General features: G+C 63.1%; 14 protein-coding genes and 1 pseudogene. 13 read left to right on the forward strand and 2 right to left on the reverse strand.

Features of this window, described 5'->3' with window-relative positions; genetic code table 11:
* Positions 1-166 precede the first annotated feature (166 nt).
* The 13 genes from B3397_RS07645 to B3397_RS07705 all read left to right on the forward strand — a co-directional run bounded on the left by B3397_RS07645 (position 167) and on the right by B3397_RS07705 (position 15,167).
* The gene (locus B3397_RS07645) at positions 167-733 is read left to right on the forward strand and encodes a lipocalin family protein (RefSeq protein WP_296248733.1); all 567 of its coding nucleotides are present in this window, start codon (positions 167-169) and stop codon (positions 731-733) included.
* A 181-nt stretch (positions 734-914) separates the two neighbouring features.
* A complete protein-coding gene (hutC, locus tag B3397_RS07650; protein ID WP_296248806.1) occupies positions 915-1,625 on the forward strand; it encodes a histidine utilization repressor in 711 nt (236 codons plus the stop codon).
* Between the two features lie 86 nt (positions 1,626-1,711).
* A complete protein-coding gene (locus B3397_RS07655; protein ID WP_296248735.1) occupies positions 1,712-2,680 on the forward strand; it encodes an ABC transporter substrate-binding protein in 969 nt (322 codons plus the stop codon).
* A 470-nt stretch (positions 2,681-3,150) separates the two neighbouring features.
* On the forward strand, positions 3,151-4,002 hold the full coding sequence (locus B3397_RS07660; protein WP_296248737.1) for an ABC transporter permease: 852 nt from the start codon (positions 3,151-3,153) through the stop codon (positions 4,000-4,002).
* Entirely contained in the window at positions 3,999-4,823 is an 825-nt protein-coding gene (locus B3397_RS07665) for a quaternary amine ABC transporter ATP-binding protein (RefSeq protein WP_296248738.1), read from the forward strand. The genes B3397_RS07660 and B3397_RS07665 overlap by 4 nt, the downstream gene beginning before the upstream one ends.
* A 290-nt stretch (positions 4,824-5,113) precedes the next feature.
* Positions 5,114-6,259, forward strand: a complete 1,146-nt coding sequence (locus B3397_RS07670; protein WP_296248740.1) for a hypothetical protein — start codon at positions 5,114-5,116, stop codon at positions 6,257-6,259.
* Between the two features lie 90 nt (positions 6,260-6,349).
* On the forward strand, positions 6,350-7,321 hold the full coding sequence (gene pip / locus B3397_RS07675; protein WP_296248742.1) for a prolyl aminopeptidase: 972 nt from the start codon (positions 6,350-6,352) through the stop codon (positions 7,319-7,321).
* Complete coding sequence (gene dtd / locus B3397_RS07680) at positions 7,318-7,755, forward strand: D-aminoacyl-tRNA deacylase (RefSeq protein WP_296248744.1); 438 nt, start codon at positions 7,318-7,320, stop codon at positions 7,753-7,755. The genes pip and dtd overlap by 4 nt, the downstream gene beginning before the upstream one ends.
* Positions 7,756-8,021: 266 nt before the next feature.
* Complete coding sequence (locus tag B3397_RS07685) at positions 8,022-9,755, forward strand: glucan biosynthesis protein G (RefSeq protein WP_414704360.1); 1,734 nt, start codon at positions 8,022-8,024, stop codon at positions 9,753-9,755.
* On the forward strand, positions 9,748-12,330 hold the full coding sequence (mdoH, locus tag B3397_RS07690) for a glucans biosynthesis glucosyltransferase MdoH (protein ID WP_296248747.1): 2,583 nt from the start codon (positions 9,748-9,750) through the stop codon (positions 12,328-12,330). Before B3397_RS07685 ends, mdoH begins: the two co-directional genes overlap by 8 nt.
* A gap of 277 nt (positions 12,331-12,607) precedes the next feature.
* On the forward strand, positions 12,608-13,405 hold the full coding sequence (locus B3397_RS07695; protein WP_296248748.1) for a transporter substrate-binding domain-containing protein: 798 nt from the start codon (positions 12,608-12,610) through the stop codon (positions 13,403-13,405).
* Between the two features lie 72 nt (positions 13,406-13,477).
* Positions 13,478-14,440 (forward strand): amino acid ABC transporter permease, encoded by a 963-nt coding sequence (locus B3397_RS07700; protein WP_296248750.1) that lies wholly within the window; start codon positions 13,478-13,480, stop codon positions 14,438-14,440.
* Positions 14,433-15,167, forward strand: a complete 735-nt coding sequence (locus B3397_RS07705; protein ID WP_296248752.1) for an amino acid ABC transporter ATP-binding protein — start codon at positions 14,433-14,435, stop codon at positions 15,165-15,167. Before B3397_RS07700 ends, B3397_RS07705 begins: the two co-directional genes overlap by 8 nt.
* Positions 15,168-15,416: 249 nt before the next feature.
* Here the strand turns inward: B3397_RS07705 and B3397_RS22525 are convergent, their stop codons facing one another.
* Both B3397_RS22525 and B3397_RS22530 read right to left on the reverse strand, forming a co-directional pair.
* Complete coding sequence (locus B3397_RS22525) at positions 15,417-16,280, reverse strand: methyl-accepting chemotaxis protein (RefSeq protein ID WP_414704361.1); 864 nt, start codon at positions 16,278-16,280, stop codon at positions 15,417-15,419.
* Positions 16,272-17,333: pseudogene (locus tag B3397_RS22530) on the reverse strand (methyl-accepting chemotaxis protein); the annotation flags it as partial. The gene B3397_RS22525 and the pseudogene B3397_RS22530, both read right to left, overlap by 9 nt.
* Positions 17,334-17,561: the final 228 nt, after the last annotated feature.

Genomic DNA, 17,561 nt, shown 5'->3' on the forward strand with positions numbered 1-17,561 from the left:
GGGGCTAGAAGCAGATCGCGGACGGCGGGGGGAGCGGGGACTGGAAACCGATCGCCGCTCGCCGCCACACCACCGTACGGCTCCCTCTCCCTCAGGGAGAGGGCTGGGGTGAGGGGACCCTCCACCACCGATCCCCCTCCCTAGCCCCGTTCAGGAGTAACCCCCCATGTCCCCACGCAAGCTGGCCCTGATCTGCGTCTCTATCCTGTTCCTCGGCGCCTGCGCAAGCTCGCCCGACCCTTCCATGGCACCGCGCACCGTTGACTCGGTCGATCTGCACAAATACCAGGGCACCTGGTACGAAGTCGCCCGCCTGCCCATGTTCTTCCAGCGCAACTGTGCGCAATCCGAAGCCCATTACACCCTCAAGCCGGACGGCAACGTCGGCGTATTGAATCGCTGCCGCACCGCCCAGGGCGAATGGCAGGAGGCCTCCGGCACGGCGTCGCCGCAGGTGGCGGGCAAGACCGACAAGCTGTGGGTCGAGTTCGATAACTGGTTTTCCCGGATCGCGCCGGGCGTCACCAAGGGTGACTATTGGGTGCTCGATATCGGCGATGGCTACCAGACCGCGCTGGTCGGCAACCCCAATCGCAAGTACCTGTGGTTGCTGGCGCGTACACCCACGGTATCGCGCGCGGTGCGTGAGCAGATGCTGGCCAAGGCGCAGCAACAGGGTTACGACACCACGCGGTTGATCTGGCGTGTGGCGGATGCCGATCTGGGGCAATGATTCAGCATCGGGGTGCCAGTAGCGGTACACTAGCGCCCTAGCCCCATCCGTCCGGACCCATGTTTGTATATACATATACAGACGTTTGCCTGCCCGTTAAACTCCGGCAAGCTATGGCCATCGAATCGACCAAGGAACTCCCGTGCCGACTCCGCCTGTTGTCTCTGCGCTGGCTGCCCAGATGGGCGAAAGTCCGGCCCCCCTGTACGCCCGTGTGAAACAGATGATCGCGCTGCAGATCCTCAACGGCACCTGGCCGCCGCATTTTCGCGTGCCTTCCGAGAGCGAGCTGGTCAATCAGCTGGGTTTCAGCCGCATGACCATCAACCGGGCCTTGCGTGAGCTGACCGCCGAAGGTCTGCTGGTGCGCATGCAGGGAGTGGGCACCTTCGTGGCCGAGCCGCGCAGCCAGTCGGCGTTGTTCGAAGTGCACAACATTGCCGACGAGATCTCCGCTCGCGGTCATCGCCACAGCAGCCAACTGGTGCTGCTCGAGGAAGAAGCCGCTGGCACCGAGCGCGCCCAGACCTTGAACATGCGCGAAGGCCAGCGGGTGTTCCACTCGATCATCGTGCACTACGAGAACGACCTCCCCGTGCAGATCGAAGACCGCTACGTCAATGCGCAGATTGCGCCCGACTATCTGCAGCAGGATTTCGTCGACGAAACCCCCTACGCCTACCTCACTCGCGTCGCCCCCCTGACCGCCGGCGAGCACGTGGTCGAGGCGATTCTGGCCCATCCCCACGAGTGCGAGCTGCTGCAGATCGATCACAGCGAACCCTGCCTGCTGATCCTGCGCCGAACCTGGTCGGGCAAGACGCCGGTGACCGCTGCCAGGCTGATTCACCCCGGTGCCCGCCATCGTCTCGAAGGCCGTTTCAGCAAGTAGTGCCACGCTCGACGCAGAACAATGCCCGAACCTGCGGTCAGACCTAATGATCGTGGATTCCCATTGCCTGTCAGGAGCTGGACTTGATGAGAAAAACCCCTCTGTTATTGGCCTCGGCCGTGTCCCTGGGCTTGCTGGCCGGCGCCGGTAGCAGTCAGGCTGCGGCCTGGTGCGAGTCCGGCAAGCCGGTGAAATTCGCCGGCCTCAACTGGGAGAGCGGCATGCTGCTCACCGACCTGCTGCAATTCGTGCTCAAGCACGGCTACGGCTGCACCACCGACAGCCTGCCGGGTAACTCCATCACCATGGAAAGCGCGCTGGGCAGCAACGATATCCAGGTGTTCGCCGAAGAATGGGTAGGGCGCAGCGAAGTCTGGAACAAGGCTGAGCAGGCGGGCAAGGTCGTGGGTGTAGGCGCACCGGTCGTGGGTGCCGTGGAAGGCTGGTACGTGCCGCGCTATGTGATCGAGGGCGATGCCTCGCGCAAGCTGGCAGCCAAGGCGCCGGACCTCAAGGCCATTGCCGACCTGGGCCGTTACGCCCAAGTGTTCAAGGACCAGGAAGAGCCCGACAAAGGTCGCTTCTACAATTGCCCCGCCGGTTGGACCTGCGAGCTGGAGAACAGCCAGATGCTCAAGAGCTACGGGCTCGAGAGCAGCTATACCAATTTCCGCCCGGGGACCGGACCGGCGCTGGATGCGGCGGTGCTGTCGAGCTACAAGCGCGGCGAGCCGATTCTGTTCTACTACTGGTCGCCTACGCCGCTGCTGGGGCAGATTGATGTAGTCAAACTGGACGAGAAGCCAGGTGTGGACAAGACCATCAGCATCAAGGTGGGGTTGTCGAAAACCTTCCATGACGGTGCGCCGGAGTTGCTCAGTGTGTTCGAGAAGGTCAACCTGCCGATCGATCTGCTCAACCAGAACCTGGCCCGCATGAGCAAGGAACGCATCGAGTCGCCTAAGCTGGCACAGTTGTTCTTGAAGGAGCATCCGCAGGTGTGGAAACAATGGGTGAGCGAAGAGGCTGCGCACAAGATCGAGGCGGCGCTGTAGGCCGTGGGGGTGTCAGGGGTGGTTGCAGTGTCTGCACTGGCCCCATCGCGGGTAGAACCCGCTCCCACAGGGGGGTTGCGCGTGGCGATGCATCTCTGTGGGGGCCCCAGCTCCCACTGGAATCTGCGCCAGGCGATGCACCCCTGTGGGAGCGGGCTCTGCCCGCGATGGGGCCAGTGCAGGCACCCCAGCTCCCACTGGAATCTGCGCCAGGCGATGCACCCCTGTGGGAGCGGGCTCTGCCCGCGATGAGGCCAGTGCAGACACCCCATCTCCCACTGGAATCTGCGCCTGGCGATGCCCCCCTGTGGGAGCGGGCTCTGCCCGCGATGGGGCCAGTGCAGACACCCCAGCTCCCACTGGAATCTGCGCCTGGCGATGCACCCTCGTGGGAGCGGGTTCTACCCGCGATGAGGCCCGCCCAGACACCCCAGCCCTCTCAACAAGTTCCCTGATACAGAGACCGCCCCATGTTTCCAGAAAGCTTCACCTTTTCCATCGCCAACTGGATCAACGACTGGGTTGATGCACTGGTCACCAATTATGGCGATGTGTTCCGCCATATCTCCGACACCCTGCTGTGGGCCATCGTCAACCTTGAAAGCCTGCTGCGCATGACCCCGTGGTGGCTGATGCTGATCATCGTCGGTGGAATCGCCTGGCATGCGTCGCGCAAGGTGGTGACGACGCTGGTCATCGTTGGCTTGCTGTTCCTGGTAGGCGCTGTCGGCCTGTGGGAGAAGTTGATGCAGACCCTGGCCCTGATGCTGGTAGCCACGCTGATCTCGGTCGCCATCGGGATTCCACTGGGCATCCTGTCGGCACGCAGCAAACGCCTGCGTACGGTGCTGATGCCCCTGCTCGACATCATGCAGACCATGCCCAGCTTCGTGTACCTGATCCCCGTGCTGATGCTGTTTGGCCTGGGCAAGGTCCCGGCCATTTTCGCCACCGTGATCTACGCCGCACCGCCGCTCATCCGCCTCACCGACCTGGGTATCCGTCAGGTCGATCGCGAAGTGATGGAAGCGGTCAACGCCTTTGGCGCCAGCCGTTGGCAACAGTTGTTCGGTGTGCAGCTGCCACTGGCATTGCCGAGCATCATGGCCGGGGTCAACCAGACCACCATGATGGCCCTGTCCATGGTGGTGATCGCTTCGATGATCGGCGCCCGCGGCCTGGGCGAAGACGTGCTGGTGGGCATCCAGACGCTCAACGTGGGTCGCGGCCTGGAGGCCGGCCTGGCCATCGTGATTCTGGCGGTGGTCATCGACCGTATTACCCAGGCCTATGGCCGCCCACGTCACGAGGTCGGCCGATGAACCAGCCCAAGATCGAAGTGCGCAACGTCTACAAGGTTTTCGGCAGCCGCGAACGCGAGGCGCTGGCGTTGAGTCGCCAGGGACACAGCAAGGATCAGGTCCTGGCCAGCACCGGTTGTGTGGTCGGCGTGGATGATCTGTCGCTGTCCATCGCCGCCGGCGAAGTGTTCGTGATCATGGGCCTTTCAGGTTCGGGCAAGTCGACGCTGGTGCGCCACTTCAACCGCTTGATCGATCCGTCCAGCGGTCAGGTGCTGGTCGATGGCCAAGACGTTCTGGGCTACGACCGCCAGGCCCTGCGCGAATTTCGCCGGCACAAGATCAGCATGGTGTTCCAGAGTTTTGGCCTGTTGCCCCACAAGACCGTGCTGCACAACGTAGGCTACGGCCTGAAAGTGCGGGGCGAGAGCAAGGCGCAGTGTCAGGAGCGGGCGCAGCATTGGATCAAGGTGGTGGGCCTGGCAGGCTATGAACAGTCTTATCCCCATCAGCTGTCCGGCGGCATGCGCCAGCGGGTAGGCCTGGCGCGGGCTTTGGCGGCCGATACCGAGATCATTCTGATGGACGAAGCCTTCAGCGCCCTGGACCCATTGATCCGTGCGGAAATGCAGGACCAGCTGAAGGCGCTGCAGGCCAGCCTGCACAAGACCATCGTGTTCATCACCCACGACCTGGACGAGGCGCTGCGTCTTGGCGATCGTATCGCCATTCTCAAGGATGGCCGGTTGATCCAGGTGGGCACCCCCAGTGAGATTCTCCACAGCCCGGCGGATGAATACGTCAATCGCTTTGTGCAGCGGCGCGGGGTGGTGGAGGTTTAGCCGGGGTATGTGGTGTGGGTGAGGGCCTTATCGCGGGTAGAACCCGCTCCCACAGGGGTGAGGGTGAAATTGCAAGGGCACCGAATCCCCCTTGTGGGAGCGGGTTCTACCCGCGATGAGGCCCTACCAGACACCGCCAAACCCAGGCACCTGGCCCCCCCACCATCATCATCCGCGACTTTTCTTGTAGGAAATGTCCGAAAGACACCCCCTTCAGACATTTCCGATTGTTCAAGCGAAAGCCCCTCAATAGCGTGTTGGCATTTCTCCAAGCACAAAGGAATGCCACCATGCCCGTGACCAAGCACTACCTCAGCCACGAAGCGATCCACAAGGCATTGCGCGTGGCCGACCTGACCGAAGCCTGCGACCCGGTGCACGCCGTGCGCCTGATGGTCAAGGACCTGCTGGCGGGCCTGGTACGGTTGGGGTGGCCGCTGGCGCAGGTACAGAAACAGCCCCGCATCGTTCCCGCCCACGAGTGTCATGAGTTGCTCGGCTACGACGTCCATGCCGCTGCGGCCATGCATGCACAGACCTGCTGGATCGACGATCATCTGATACTGCGCACGCAAACCACCAGCGCGATCATCGCTGGCCTGCAGGCCGCTGCCAGCCGCCGCCTGGCGGGAGAAGCCGTGGTTGTGGCCGCCCCAGGCATTACCTTTCGCCGCGACGTGCGCGACCGCTGGCACTGCGCCGAGCCCCATCAGATGGACATCTGGGTGCTGGGCGACCCCGACCTCTCCAATCGCCGCGATCTATTGCGCTTGGTCGGCGATGTGCTGGGCATTGCCGTGCCGGGTCGAGCCTGGGTGCACGTCGACAGCGTTCACCCCTACACCGAAGGAGGTATCCAAGCCTGTTTGCTGAATCGGCAGAAGCCGGTCGCGGTTCTGCAAGCCGGCTGCATCGCCCGGACCTTGCTGCAGCGCCTGGACATCGACCCGGCGGTGCACGGCGGTCTGGCCCTGAGCGTAGGTCTGGACCGGCTGGTGATGCTGCGCAAGGGCGTGCCCGACATCCGCCTGTTGCGCGACGCGCATCCGCGGGTGCAGGCACAGATGGCGCATCTCAAGCCGTGGCAGCCGATCTCCCGGCAGGTGCCCATCAGCCGTGATCTGTCGATGGCGGTCGAGCCGGGCTTGAACCCCGAAACCCTCACCGAGCAGATCCTGCAGATCGCCGACTACCGCGCCAACTGGATCGAAGAGCTGAGTGTGAAAGGCCGCTGGCCGTTCGACGAGCTGCCCAGCCCGATCATCGAACGCCTGGGGATCGTTCGCGGTCAGGAAAATCTGGTGCTGCGGGTGGTGTTGCGCGATCACGCCCAGACCCTCACCGCGCCCCAGGCCGAAGGGCTCTATGGTGACATTCAAGCGGCCCTGCATCGGGGCGCGCCGGGGGGCAGCTATCGGATCGGCGAACGGCTCTGAAACCTTATGATAGAGAGGGGCATGCTTCCCGAGGCCATTCAGGTTTATGATGCCCGACGGGAGAATCAATCCACCCTTACGGAGCGCGTGATGCAGACTTTGTACCCGCAGATCAAACCCTATGCCAGGCATGATCTGGCCGTGGAACAGCCGCATGTGCTGTACGTCGATGAAAGCGGCTCCCCCGAGGGCCTGCCGGTGCTGTTCATTCACGGCGGTCCCGGTTCGGGCTGCGATGCCCAGAGCCGCTGCTACTTCGACCCCAACCTGTATCGCATCGTCACCTTCGACCAGCGCGGCTGCGGTCGCTCCACGCCCCACGCCAGCCTGGAAAACAACACGATCTGGCACCTGATCGAAGATATGGAGCGCATCCGCAAACACCTGGGTATCGATAAATGGGTGCTGTTCGGTGGCTCCTGGGGTTCCACACTCGCCCTGGCCTATGCCCAGACCCACCCCGAGCGCGTGCATGGCCTGATCCTGCGCGGCGTGTTCCTGTGCCGTCCGCAGGAAATCGAGTGGTTCTATCAAAGTGGCGCCAGCCGCATGTTCCCCGACTACTGGCAGGACTACATCGCGCCGATCCCCAGCGAGGAGCGCGGCGATCTGCTGCAGGCCTTTCACAGGCGCTTGACCGGCAACGACCAGATTGCCCAGATGCACGCGGCCAAGGCCTGGTCGACCTGGGAAGGGCGCACTGCGACCCTGCGCCCCAACCCGCTGGTGGTCGACCGCTTCTCCGAGCCACAGCGTGCGCTGTCGATTGCTCGTATCGAGTGCCACTACTTCGTCAACAATGCCTTTCTCGAGCCGGATCAATTGATCCGCGACGTGCCGCGCATCGCCCATCTGCCCGCAGTGATCGTGCACGGGCGCTACGACGTGATCTGCCCGCTGGACAATGCCTGGGCGCTGCACCAGGCCTGGCCGAACAGTGAGCTGCAGGTGATTCGCGACGCCGGCCATGCGGCTTCCGAGCCGGGCATCACCGATGCCCTGGTGCGCGCCGCCGACCAGATGGCCAGGCGTTTGCTCGACCTGCCTCTGGAGGAGGCGTGAAGGGACTGCTGCAAAGGGTCAGCCAGGCACAGGTGCAGGTCGAGGGTGAAACCGTGGGTGCCATCGACCAGGGCCTGCTGGTGCTGGTGGCAGTAGAGCCGCACGACACCCCGGCCAGCGCCGACAAGCTGCTGCACAAATTGCTCAACTACAGGGTGTTCAGCGACGAGCAAGGCAAGATGAACCTGTCGCTCAAGGACATCGGCGGCGGCCTGTTGCTGGTGTCCCAGTTCACCCTCGCCGCCGACACTCGAAGCGGCATGCGCCCGGGCTTTTCCACCGCCGCCCCGCCAGCACTTGCCGCCGACCTGTTCCACTACCTGGTAGCCGCGGCGAAACAGGCTCACGGGCGGGTGGAAACAGGGCGGTTCGGTGCCGATATGCAAGTGAATCTGACCAACGATGGGCCTGTAACTTTCATGTTACAAATTTAGTGGCCCTCTAATGGCAGGTTTGCGACAAATTACCGTCCTTTGTAGGATAAATACTTCGTTTACCCTGATGCGTTGTAACGCGGCGTGCTAGATAATCGCGCGCCAAGGGCGCCGCGTTTCGGCGCTCATTTTGTCCAGCTTGAGACTTGTGCCGTTCCGCTTGGGGAATCATTACGCCCTTTTGGAGTCGGAACAATGCTCGCCAACCCGGCACATGACAGCTGGCCGTTGGTTTTTCGATCTGTTTTCGGCGAGGGTTGCTCGTGATTGTTAGTCCTTTAAATGCTTCACCAACACCCCGCACTCGGTTGCGCAAGGCATTGCTGACCGGTTCGGCGCTGCTGTGCCTGTTCAGCGCTGGTCAGCTCTGGGCATTCAGCCTGGATGACGTCGCCAATCGGGCCAAGGAGCTCGCCGGGCAAAAATTCGACGCCCCGAAAAGCAACCTGCCGAAAGAATTTCGCGACATGAAGTTCGCGGATTACCAGAAAATCCGCTTCCGCAATGAAAAGGCCGAATGGGCCGAAGCCAAGACCCCGTTCAAGCTTTCTTTCTATCACCAGGGCATGCACTTCGATACCCCGGTACGCATCAACGAAGTCACCGCCACCGCTGTCAACGAGATCAAGTACGATCCGGCGCGGTTCGATTTCGGCGATCTGCAGTTCGATCCCAAGGCCACCGAGCAACTGGGCTACGCGGGCTTCCGCGTGCTGTTCCCGATCAACAAGGCCGACAAGCAAGACGAAATCATGACCATGCTGGGCGCGAGCTACTTCCGCGTCATCGGCAAGAATCAGGTATACGGTCTGTCCGCCCGCGGTCTGGCGCTGGACACCGCGTTGCCGTCCGGCGAGGAATTCCCGCGTTTTCGCGAGTTCTGGATCGAGCGTCCGAACGAAGGCGACAAGCAGCTGGTGATCTTTGCCCTCCTGGACTCACCGCGCTCCACCGGTGCCTATAAACTGATCCTGCGTCCAGGCAAGGACACCACCGTCGACGTCGAGTCGCGGGTGTTCCTGCGTGACCATGTCAGCCGCCTGGGTATCGCGCCGCTGACCAGCATGTTCCTGTTCGGCTCCAACCAGCCATCGCGCGTGCAGAACTACCGTCACGAACTGCATGACTCCACGGGTCTGTCGATCCATGCCGGCAACGGCGAGTGGCTGTGGCGCCCGCTGAACAACCCGAAACACCTGGCCGTGAGCAGCTTCACCGTCGAGAACCCGCGTGGCTTCGGTTTGCTGCAACGGGGTCGCGAGTTCGGCCGCTACGAAGACCTGGACGACCGCTACGACAAGCGTCCGAGCGCCTGGATCGAACCCAAGGGCGATTGGGGCAAAGGCACCGTCGACCTGGTGGAAATCCCCACCGCCGATGAAACCAACGACAACATCGTAGCCTTCTGGAACCCGGAGAAGATCCCGGAGCCGGGTCAGCCGCTGGAGCACAACTACCGTCTGCACTGGACCCTGGACGAAGACGAGTTCCACTCGCCGGATATCGGCTGGGTCAAGCAGACCCTGCGTTCGACCGGTGACGTCAAGCAGTCCAACCTGATCCGTCAGCCTGACGGCAGCGTGGCATTCCTGCTCGACTACGAAGGTCCGGTACTGGCCGCGTTGCCTGAAGACGCCGCCGTGCGCAGTCAGGTCAGCGTCGACGACAACGCCGATCTGGTGGAAAACAACGTCCGCTATAATCCCGAGACCAAAGGCTGGCGCCTGACCCTGCGGGTCAAGGTCAAGGATCCGAACAAGGCTGTGGAGATGCGCGCCGCGCTGGTCAAGGACCTGCCCGTCGAGCCTGCCGCACCTGTCGAGCCTGCCAAGGAAGAAAAGGCCCCGGTCAAGCATGACAAGGCTCACGCCAAGGCCGAGAAGGTTGCCGAAACCGCTCCGGCACCGGCTGAAGCTGCTCCGGCCGCACCTACCGAACCGGTCAAGACCGAACAAGTCCTGACTGAAACCTGGAGCTACCAGTTGCCCGCCGATGACTAATTCTCCAGCTCGACCAGAATCGCTCAGCGAGTATCTGGCACACCTGCCCCTCAGTGCCGAGCAGCGCGCGGAACTCGCCAGCTGCACGTCCTTCGCGCAATTGCACGAGCGCCTCTCGGGGCGCCCGGCGCACGACTCCGTGCTGGGCGCGCAGAATTCCGTCGAGCAGCGTCTGCGCCTCGACAGTGCCGCCGAGTTCGAAGAAGCCGAGATGCTGGCGGTGGATGCCAGCGGCCGGATCAAGCTCAAGACAACGCCGCCGATCAACCGTACCAAGGTGGTTCCCGAGCCTTGGCGCACCAACGTGATCGTGCGGGTGTGGCGCAAGCTCACCGGCAAGGCCAGCCGACCGGAGCCGACCAGTGACAAGCGAGAGCTGCCCCATGCGCGCTGGCGCTGGGTGGGCTCGATGCGCCGCTACATCCTGCTGGTGCTGATGTTGGGTCAGACCATCGTCGCTGGCTGGTACATGAAAGGCATCATGCCGTACCAGGGTTGGGGCATGGTCGATCTCGACGAGGTGGTGCGTCAGCCACTGATGCAGACCGCCACCCAGGTGTTGCCGTATTTCCTGCAGACCAGCATCCTGATTCTGTTCGGCATTCTGTTCTGCTGGGTGTCGGCAGGTTTCTGGACCGCCCTGATGGGCTTTCTGGAACTGTTGACCGGTCGCGACAAGTACCGTATTTCCGGCGCCAGCGCCGGCAATGAGCCGATCGAGGCGGGCGCACGCACCGCCTTGGTGATGCCCATCTGCAACGAGGATGTGCCACGCGTCTTCGCTGGCCTGCGCGCGACTTTCGAGTCGGTGAAGGCCACGGGCGATCTGGATCGCTTCGACTTCTTCGTGCTCAGCGACACCAATGACCCCGACATCGCCGTGGCCGAGCAACAGGCTTGGCTGGAAGTCTGTCGCGAAGCCGGTGGCTTCGGGCATATCTTCTATCGCCGCCGTCGCCGTCGGGTCAAGCGCAAGAGTGGCAACCTCGACGACTTCTGCCGTCGCTGGGGTGCCGACTACCGTTACATGGTGGTATTGGACGCCGATAGCGTCATGAGTGGTGAATGCCTGACCAGCCTGGTGCGCTTGATGGAAGCAACCCCGGATGCCGGCATCATCCAGACGGCGCCGAAAGCGTCGGGCATGGACACCCTGTATGCACGCATGCAGCAGTTCGCCACCCGCGTGTACGGCCCGCTGTTTACCGCTGGCCTGCACTTCTGGCAGTTGGGGGAATCCCACTACTGGGGGCACAACGCGATCATTCGCATGAAGCCGTTCATCGAGCACTGCGCCCTGGCGCCGTTGCCAGGAAAGGGTGCGTTCGCCGGTGCCATCCTGTCTCACGACTTCGTCGAAGCGGCCTTGATGCGTCGCGCGGGTTGGGGGGTGTGGATTGCCTATGACCTGCCGGGCAGTTATGAAGAGTTGCCGCCCAACCTTCTCGACGAGCTCAAGCGAGACCGTCGCTGGTGCCACGGCAACCTGATGAACTTCCGCCTGTTCCTGGTCAAGGGCATGCACCCGGTGCACCGCGCCGTGTTCCTGACGGGCGTGATGTCGTACCTGTCAGCACCCTTGTGGTTCTTCTTCCTGGTGTTGTCCACAGCCTTGCTGGCAGTGAACACGCTGATGGAGCCCACCTACTTCCTGGCGCCTCGGCAGCTTTACCCGCTGTGGCCGCAGTGGCATCCGGACAAGGCGGTGGCGTTGTTCTCCACCACCATCGTGTTGCTGTTCCTGCCCAAGCTGCTGAGTATCATCCTGATCTGGGCCAAGGGCGCGAAGGAATACGGTGGTCGTTTCAAGGTCACCTTGTCGATGCTGCTGGAGATGCTGTTCTCCATGCTCCTGGCGCCGGTGCGCATGCTGTTCCATACCCGTTTCGTGCTGGCCGCGTTCCTGGGCTGGGCAGCGACCTGGAACTCGCCGCAGCGCGATGACGACTCCACGCCTTGGCTGGAAGCGGTCAAGCGCCACGGCTCGCAGACGGTGCTGGGTGCGGCGTGGGCCGCTCTGGTCATCTGGTTGAACCCCAGCTTCCTGTGGTGGCTGACGCCTATCGTCGGGTCGTTGATGCTGTCGATCCCGGTGTCGGTGATCTCCAGCCGTACCAACCTGGGTCTGCAGGCACGCGACGAGAAGTTGTTCCTGATTCCTGAGGAGTACGATACGCCTCAGGAGCTGCTGTCCACTGACCAGTACACTCACGAGAACCGCTGGCACGCCCTCAAGGACGGTTTCGTCCGGGCTGTGGTCGATCCGCGTCAGAATGCCCTGGCCTACGGCCTGGCAACCGCGCGGCACGCCAAAGCGGCGCCCATCGAAAGCATGCGCGCGGAGTGGGTGAACAAGGCACTGGAAGGCGGACCGGCGAAGCTGGACAACAACACCCGCATGTCATTGCTCAGCGACCCTGTGGCGATGTCGCGTCTGCACGATCATGTGTGGGCTGACCAGAACCCTGCCTGGCTGGGCGCCTGGCGCGAGTCCAAGCAGTCGGATCCGCACTCGCCGCTGTTGCCTCTGCACCCTGAGGCGCCGGTGGCGGCGGTCGGGTTGCAGAACGCTTAGGCAGGCCCGGCCTCATCGCGGGTAGAACCCGCTCCCACAGGAGCTGCGGCCCGCCCGCAAGCTCCTCCACAGGACCTGCGGTTGTCACGCGGTCTCTTGTGGGAGCGGGCTCTGCCCGCGATGGGGCCGGCGAGGTCTTGTGCCATGCACCGCAACGGTGCCACTGGGCACTAATTTCTCCATCGAACTTTGTCCGAACTCCCGTTTAGGTTAGGATCGCACCCCGAAATGGTGCGTCCAGGCCTGGTCGTGCCCGATGTTGGCTAGGGGATTGGTAATGAAGAAGTATCTATCGATGCTGCTGCTCGGCGTCATGGCCGCGGTGGCTATGAGCTCCGCCCAGGCGGGCGCCATCGATGAGGCGGTCAAGCGCGGCACTTTGCGGGTGGGCATGGACCCTACCTACATGCCGTTCGAAATGACCAACAAGCGCGGCGACATCATCGGCTTCGAAGTCGATCTGCTCAAGGCCATGGCCAAGTCCATGGGCGTCAAGCTGGAGCTGGTGTCCACCAGCCTGGACGGCATCATTCCCGCATTGCTCACCGACAAGTTCGACATGATCGGCAGCGGCCTCACCCTGACCCAGGAACGCAACCTGCGCATCAACTTCAGCGATCCGTTCATCGTGGTAGGCCAGACCCTGCTGATCCGCAAGGAACTGGCCGACAAGGTCAAGACCTACAAGGACCTGAACAGCGCCGACTACCGCATCACCTCCAAGGTGGGCACCACGGGTGAGTTCGTGGCCAAGAAGCTGATTGCCAAGGCCCAGTACCATGGCTATGACAATGAGCCCGAAGCGGTGCTGGATGTGGTCAACGGCAAGGCCGATGCCTTCATCTACGACTCGCCCTACAACGTGGTGGCAGTGGACAAGGTCGGCAACGGCAAACTGGTCTATCTGGACGAGCCTTTCACCTATGAGCCGTTGGCGTTCGGGTTGAAGAAAGGCGACTACGACAGCCTGAACTTCATCAACAACTTCCTGCGCCAGGCGCGTGAAGATGGCAGTTACGAGCGGATCCACAACAAGTGGTTCAAGAGTAAGAACTGGCTCAAAGAGATGGAATAACGCCCCTTCGGCGGCGTTGACCCCCAACGCGCAGGCCGGTCCTGCGCGTTCGTCTTTATTCGGATTGTCCCTGTGATCAAACACAAGAAAGCCCAATGGCCTTGGCATGCGCTCACCGCGCTGGTGCTGGTCGGCCTGGCCTGCAGCCTGTATTTCGCCACCTCGCGCATTGCCTATGAATGGCACTGGAACCGCGTGCCGCAGTACTTCGTGTTCCAGGCGCAAGAGCCGCAGCGGGCCGAAGGTTACGGTACGGTGCAGTCGATCGCGGTGGCGGGCGACACGGCGCGGGTCACGCTGCTCGATGAGGATGGCGCCACGCAGGTGCTGCAAGTGGACAGTAACAGCGTGCTGCTGGAGGAGGGCGACGATGTCTCCGAAGGCGATCTGGTAGGCGTAACCCGCCATTGGGCTGCAGGGCCGATTGCCTGGGGCCTGTGGACCACCTTGTGGCTGTCGGTGGTGTCGGGTCTGTTCGGGCTGCTGATTGGCCTGGCGGCGGGCCTGGCACGGATCTCCGCCAACCCCACGCTGCGCCATCTGTCCACGGTCTATGTGGAGTTGGTACGTGGCACGCCGTTGCTGGTGCAGATTTTCATTTTCTATTTCTTCATCGGCACGGTGCTCAACCTGTCCCGCGAGTTCGCCGGGGTCGCGGCGCTGGCGCTGTTTACCGGCGCCTATGTGGCCGAGATCGTGCGCTCGGGCGTGCAATCCATCGCTCGCGGCCAGGGCGAAGCGGCTCGGTCACTGGGTTTGAATGCTGGGCAGTCGATGCGCCACGTCATCCTGCCCCAGGCGTTCAAACGGGTGCTGCCGCCGCTGGCCGGGCAGTTCATCAGCCTGGTCAAGGACACCTCGCTGGTGTCGGTCATCGCCATCACCGAATTGACCAAGAGCGGCCGCGAAGCGATCACCACATCGTTCTCCACCTTTGAAATATGGTTCTGCGTGGCGGGCCTGTACCTGCTGATCAACCTGCCGCTGTCGCACTTCGCCAGTCGGCTTGAACGGAGGCTTGCGCAAAGTGATTGAAGTTCGTGACCTGCTCAAGGTGTTCGACACCCGCGGCCATGTGGTGCGTGCGGTAGACCAGGTGAGTACCCAGGTGGCCAAGGGCGAAGTGCTGGTGGTGCTGGGGCCTTCGGGCTCCGGCAAGTCGACCTTCCTGCGCTGCCTCAATGGCCTGGAAGATTTCGACGAAGGTTCGGTGAGCATCGATGGGTTGCAATTGGCCGATCCAAAGACCGACATCAATGCCTATCGCCGTGAAGTCGGCATGGTGTTTCAGCATTTCAACCTGTTCCCGCACATGACCGTGTTGGAAAACCTCTGCCTGGCGCAGAAGGTAGTGCGCAAGCGCGGCAAGGCGGAGCGCGAGGCCAAGGCCAGGGCGCTGCTGGAGAAGGTTGGCATCGGCGAGAAGGCCAACGAGTTCCCGTCGCGGCTCTCCGGGGGGCAGCAGCAACGTGTGGCCATTGCCCGCGCGCTGGCGATGGACCCCAAGGTGATGCTGTTCGATGAACCAACCTCGGCGCTGGACCCGGAGATGGTCGGTGAGGTGCTGGACGTGATGAAGACCCTGGCCCTGGAAGGCATGACCATGGTCTGCGTGACCCACGAGATGGGCTTTGCCCGGGAAGTGGCGGACCGGGTGTTGTTCTTCGACCACGGCCGACTGTTGGAAGATGCGCCGCCTGCCGAGTTCTTCAGTGCTCCGAAAGAGCCGCGGGCGCAGGCGTTCCTGCGGCAGGTGTTATAGCCAGGGATATGCAGCGACAGTGCCGCCCCCATCGCGGGTAGAACCCGCTCCCACAGGAATCCCCCCCCTCCCGTAGGAGCGGCGTACAGCCGCGAAGGCGCCCGCCCAGCATCACAGCAGGCAACGCCGACCCCCTGTAGGAGCGGCGTACAGCCGCGAAGCCGTCCGCCCAGCATCACAGCAGGCAACGCCGATCTCCTGTAGGAGCGGCGTGCAGCCGCGAAGGCGTCCGCCCACCCGCTACACCGCCTACACCCTGAACTTCCCGACCAACCCCTGCAGATGCCCGCCCAACCGGGCCAGCTCTACGCTTGAGGCCGCCGTTTCTTCGCTGGCCGCTGCGGTCTGTTCCGACACATCACGCACGTTCGATACGCTGCGGTTGATCTCCTCAGCCACCGCCCCCTGTTGCTCGGCGGCCGATGCAATCTGCTGGTTCATCGCCTGAATCGTCGACACCGTGCGGGTGATGCCTGCCAGCGATTCACCTGCCTGACGGGTCAGCAACACCGTGCTGTCAGTCATCTGGCGGCTGCTGTCCATGGCGCTGGCGACCTGGTGGGTGCCGCTTTGCAGCGAAGCGATCAACCCTTCGATCTCCTCGGTCGATTGCTGGGTGCGCTGGGCCAGGCTGCGCACCTCGTCGGCCACCACGGCGAAGCCCCGGCCTGCCTCGCCGGCCCGGGCGGCCTCGATAGCAGCGTTCAACGCCAGCAGGTTGGTCTGCTGCGCAACCGACTTGATGACGTCCAGCACCCCACCAATCTTGTCGCTTTCCTGCTTGAGCAAGGCCATGGCGTCGGTGGAGTGCACCACCTCGGCAGCCAGTCGTTCGATCTGGGCCACCGCCTGATTGACCATGCGATCACCTTCGCGAGCCTGCTGATCGGCCGCCACTGCCGCCTCGGAAGCTTCCTCGGCGTTGCGCGCGACTTCCTGCACCGTCGCAGCCATTTCGTTCATCGCAGTGGCCACCTGATCGGTCTCGACCTTCTGCGCGTTGACCCCGGCGCTGGTCTGTTCAGTGACCGCAGACAGCTCTTCGGCGGCGCTGGCTAGTTGCGTGACGCCGTCGCCGATCCCGGCGATCAGTTCGCGCAGGCTCAAGGTCATGCGCTGCAAGGCTTGCTGGACCTGACCCAGCTCATCGCGGCGGGTGACCTGCACGGTTTGCGTGAGGTCGCCGGTGGCGACCCGTTCGACGTCCTGCAAGGTCTGGCGCAAGGGCACCACGATCTGCCGAGTGATGATCCAGGCGGCGGTCAGGCCCAGCAGCAAGGCCAGTACCGCGGCGACCGCCAGCAAGGTCTTGGCGTGCTGGGCGTCGGCGTTGCGCTTGGCGGTCTGCGAATCGCCCAGCTTGTCGCTCAACGCCAACAGCACGCTGCCTTGGGTCGCCATGCGTTCGATGGCCTGAGTGCTTGCCACCTGCGCATCACTGAACTGCGCCACCGCGGCGCGGTACGCCTGCATGGCGGGTGCGGCAGGTTGCAGGGGGGCAGCGTACTGGCTGGGCAGCTTGTCCGGCAGCGCGGCGATGGACGCCAGCGCCTGGTCGATGGCATCCAGGGCCGGCTGGCGGGCTTCGGCCTTGGCGCTGTAGGTATAACCGCGCACCTGGAAGCGCGCCTGTTGCAGCTTTTTGCTGGTGTCGACCGCCGCGCTGTAGGCGGTGGTGTCGCCTGATTGCAGCAGGTTCAGCTCCACTTCGCTGACCACTGCCACGGCCCGATCGGCCGTGGCCCCCAACTGGGTGCGGGCAGCCTCCCGGCTTTGCAGGGCCTGCAACGAGGCGGCGAATTCCTTGCGATAGGTTTGCACGGCCGCACTTTGCTGTTCCAGCAATTGCAGATCGCCGGGCACGACCATCATGTGGTTAGCGGCATCGAGCCCTACGTCCAGATCGTCCAGGGCCTTGGTCACCAGATCGCTGCCGCTGTTACCTTTCTGCAGTTCGAAATTCTGTCGGGCGATGCGCAGGTCGCGCATCTTGTCGTCCAGCTCGGCGATGGCGACGATCTTGTCCGCGCGCTCGATCAGTCGGCTCAAGCCGAGCCAGCCGGTGACGGCGATCAAGAGTGTCAGCAAGAGCACCAAGCCGAAACCGATCCCGAGTTTCAGATTGACGCTGAGATTGCCCAGGTAACGGGCAAAGGCATTGAACATGGTGCAGCTCCCTGGATGAACAACGGGCGTGGGGGTTGTTGTTCCAAGGGCATCGGCTTGATGGGGGAAAACTGAATGGTGGCTTGGGGGGTGTTTTTTGTGGGCGGGGAGCGGTGGTGAATGGTCCCCTCACCCCAGCCCTCTCCCTGAGGGAGAGGGGGCTAAAAGCGGATCGCGGTGGATCGGCTGGCGGTGATCGGCTCCCTGTCCCTGAGGGAGAGGGGGCTA

It is taken from the genome of Pseudomonas sp. UBA4194, from assembly GCF_002379585.1.
GTDB lineage: Bacteria > Pseudomonadota > Gammaproteobacteria > Pseudomonadales > Pseudomonadaceae > Aquipseudomonas.

Coding starts and splice junctions, on each gene's coding strand:
- B3397_RS07645 (WP_296248733.1), top strand. CDS start 167: ATGTCCCCACGCAAGCTGGCCCTGATCTGCGTCTCTATCCTGTTCCTC.
- hutC (WP_296248806.1), top strand. CDS start 915: ATGGGCGAAAGTCCGGCCCCCCTGTACGCCCGTGTGAAACAGATGATC.
- B3397_RS07655 (WP_296248735.1), top strand. CDS start 1,712: ATGAGAAAAACCCCTCTGTTATTGGCCTCGGCCGTGTCCCTGGGCTTG.
- B3397_RS07660 (WP_296248737.1), top strand. CDS start 3,151: ATGTTTCCAGAAAGCTTCACCTTTTCCATCGCCAACTGGATCAACGAC.
- B3397_RS07665 (WP_296248738.1), top strand. CDS start 3,999: ATGAACCAGCCCAAGATCGAAGTGCGCAACGTCTACAAGGTTTTCGGC.
- B3397_RS07670 (WP_296248740.1), top strand. CDS start 5,114: ATGCCCGTGACCAAGCACTACCTCAGCCACGAAGCGATCCACAAGGCA.
- pip (WP_296248742.1), top strand. CDS start 6,350: ATGCAGACTTTGTACCCGCAGATCAAACCCTATGCCAGGCATGATCTG.
- mdoH (WP_296248747.1), top strand. CDS start 9,748: ATGACTAATTCTCCAGCTCGACCAGAATCGCTCAGCGAGTATCTGGCA.
- B3397_RS07695 (WP_296248748.1), top strand. CDS start 12,608: ATGAAGAAGTATCTATCGATGCTGCTGCTCGGCGTCATGGCCGCGGTG.
- B3397_RS22525 (WP_414704361.1), bottom strand. CDS start 16,280: ATGACCTTGAGCCTGCGCGAACTGATCGCCGGGATCGGCGACGGCGTC.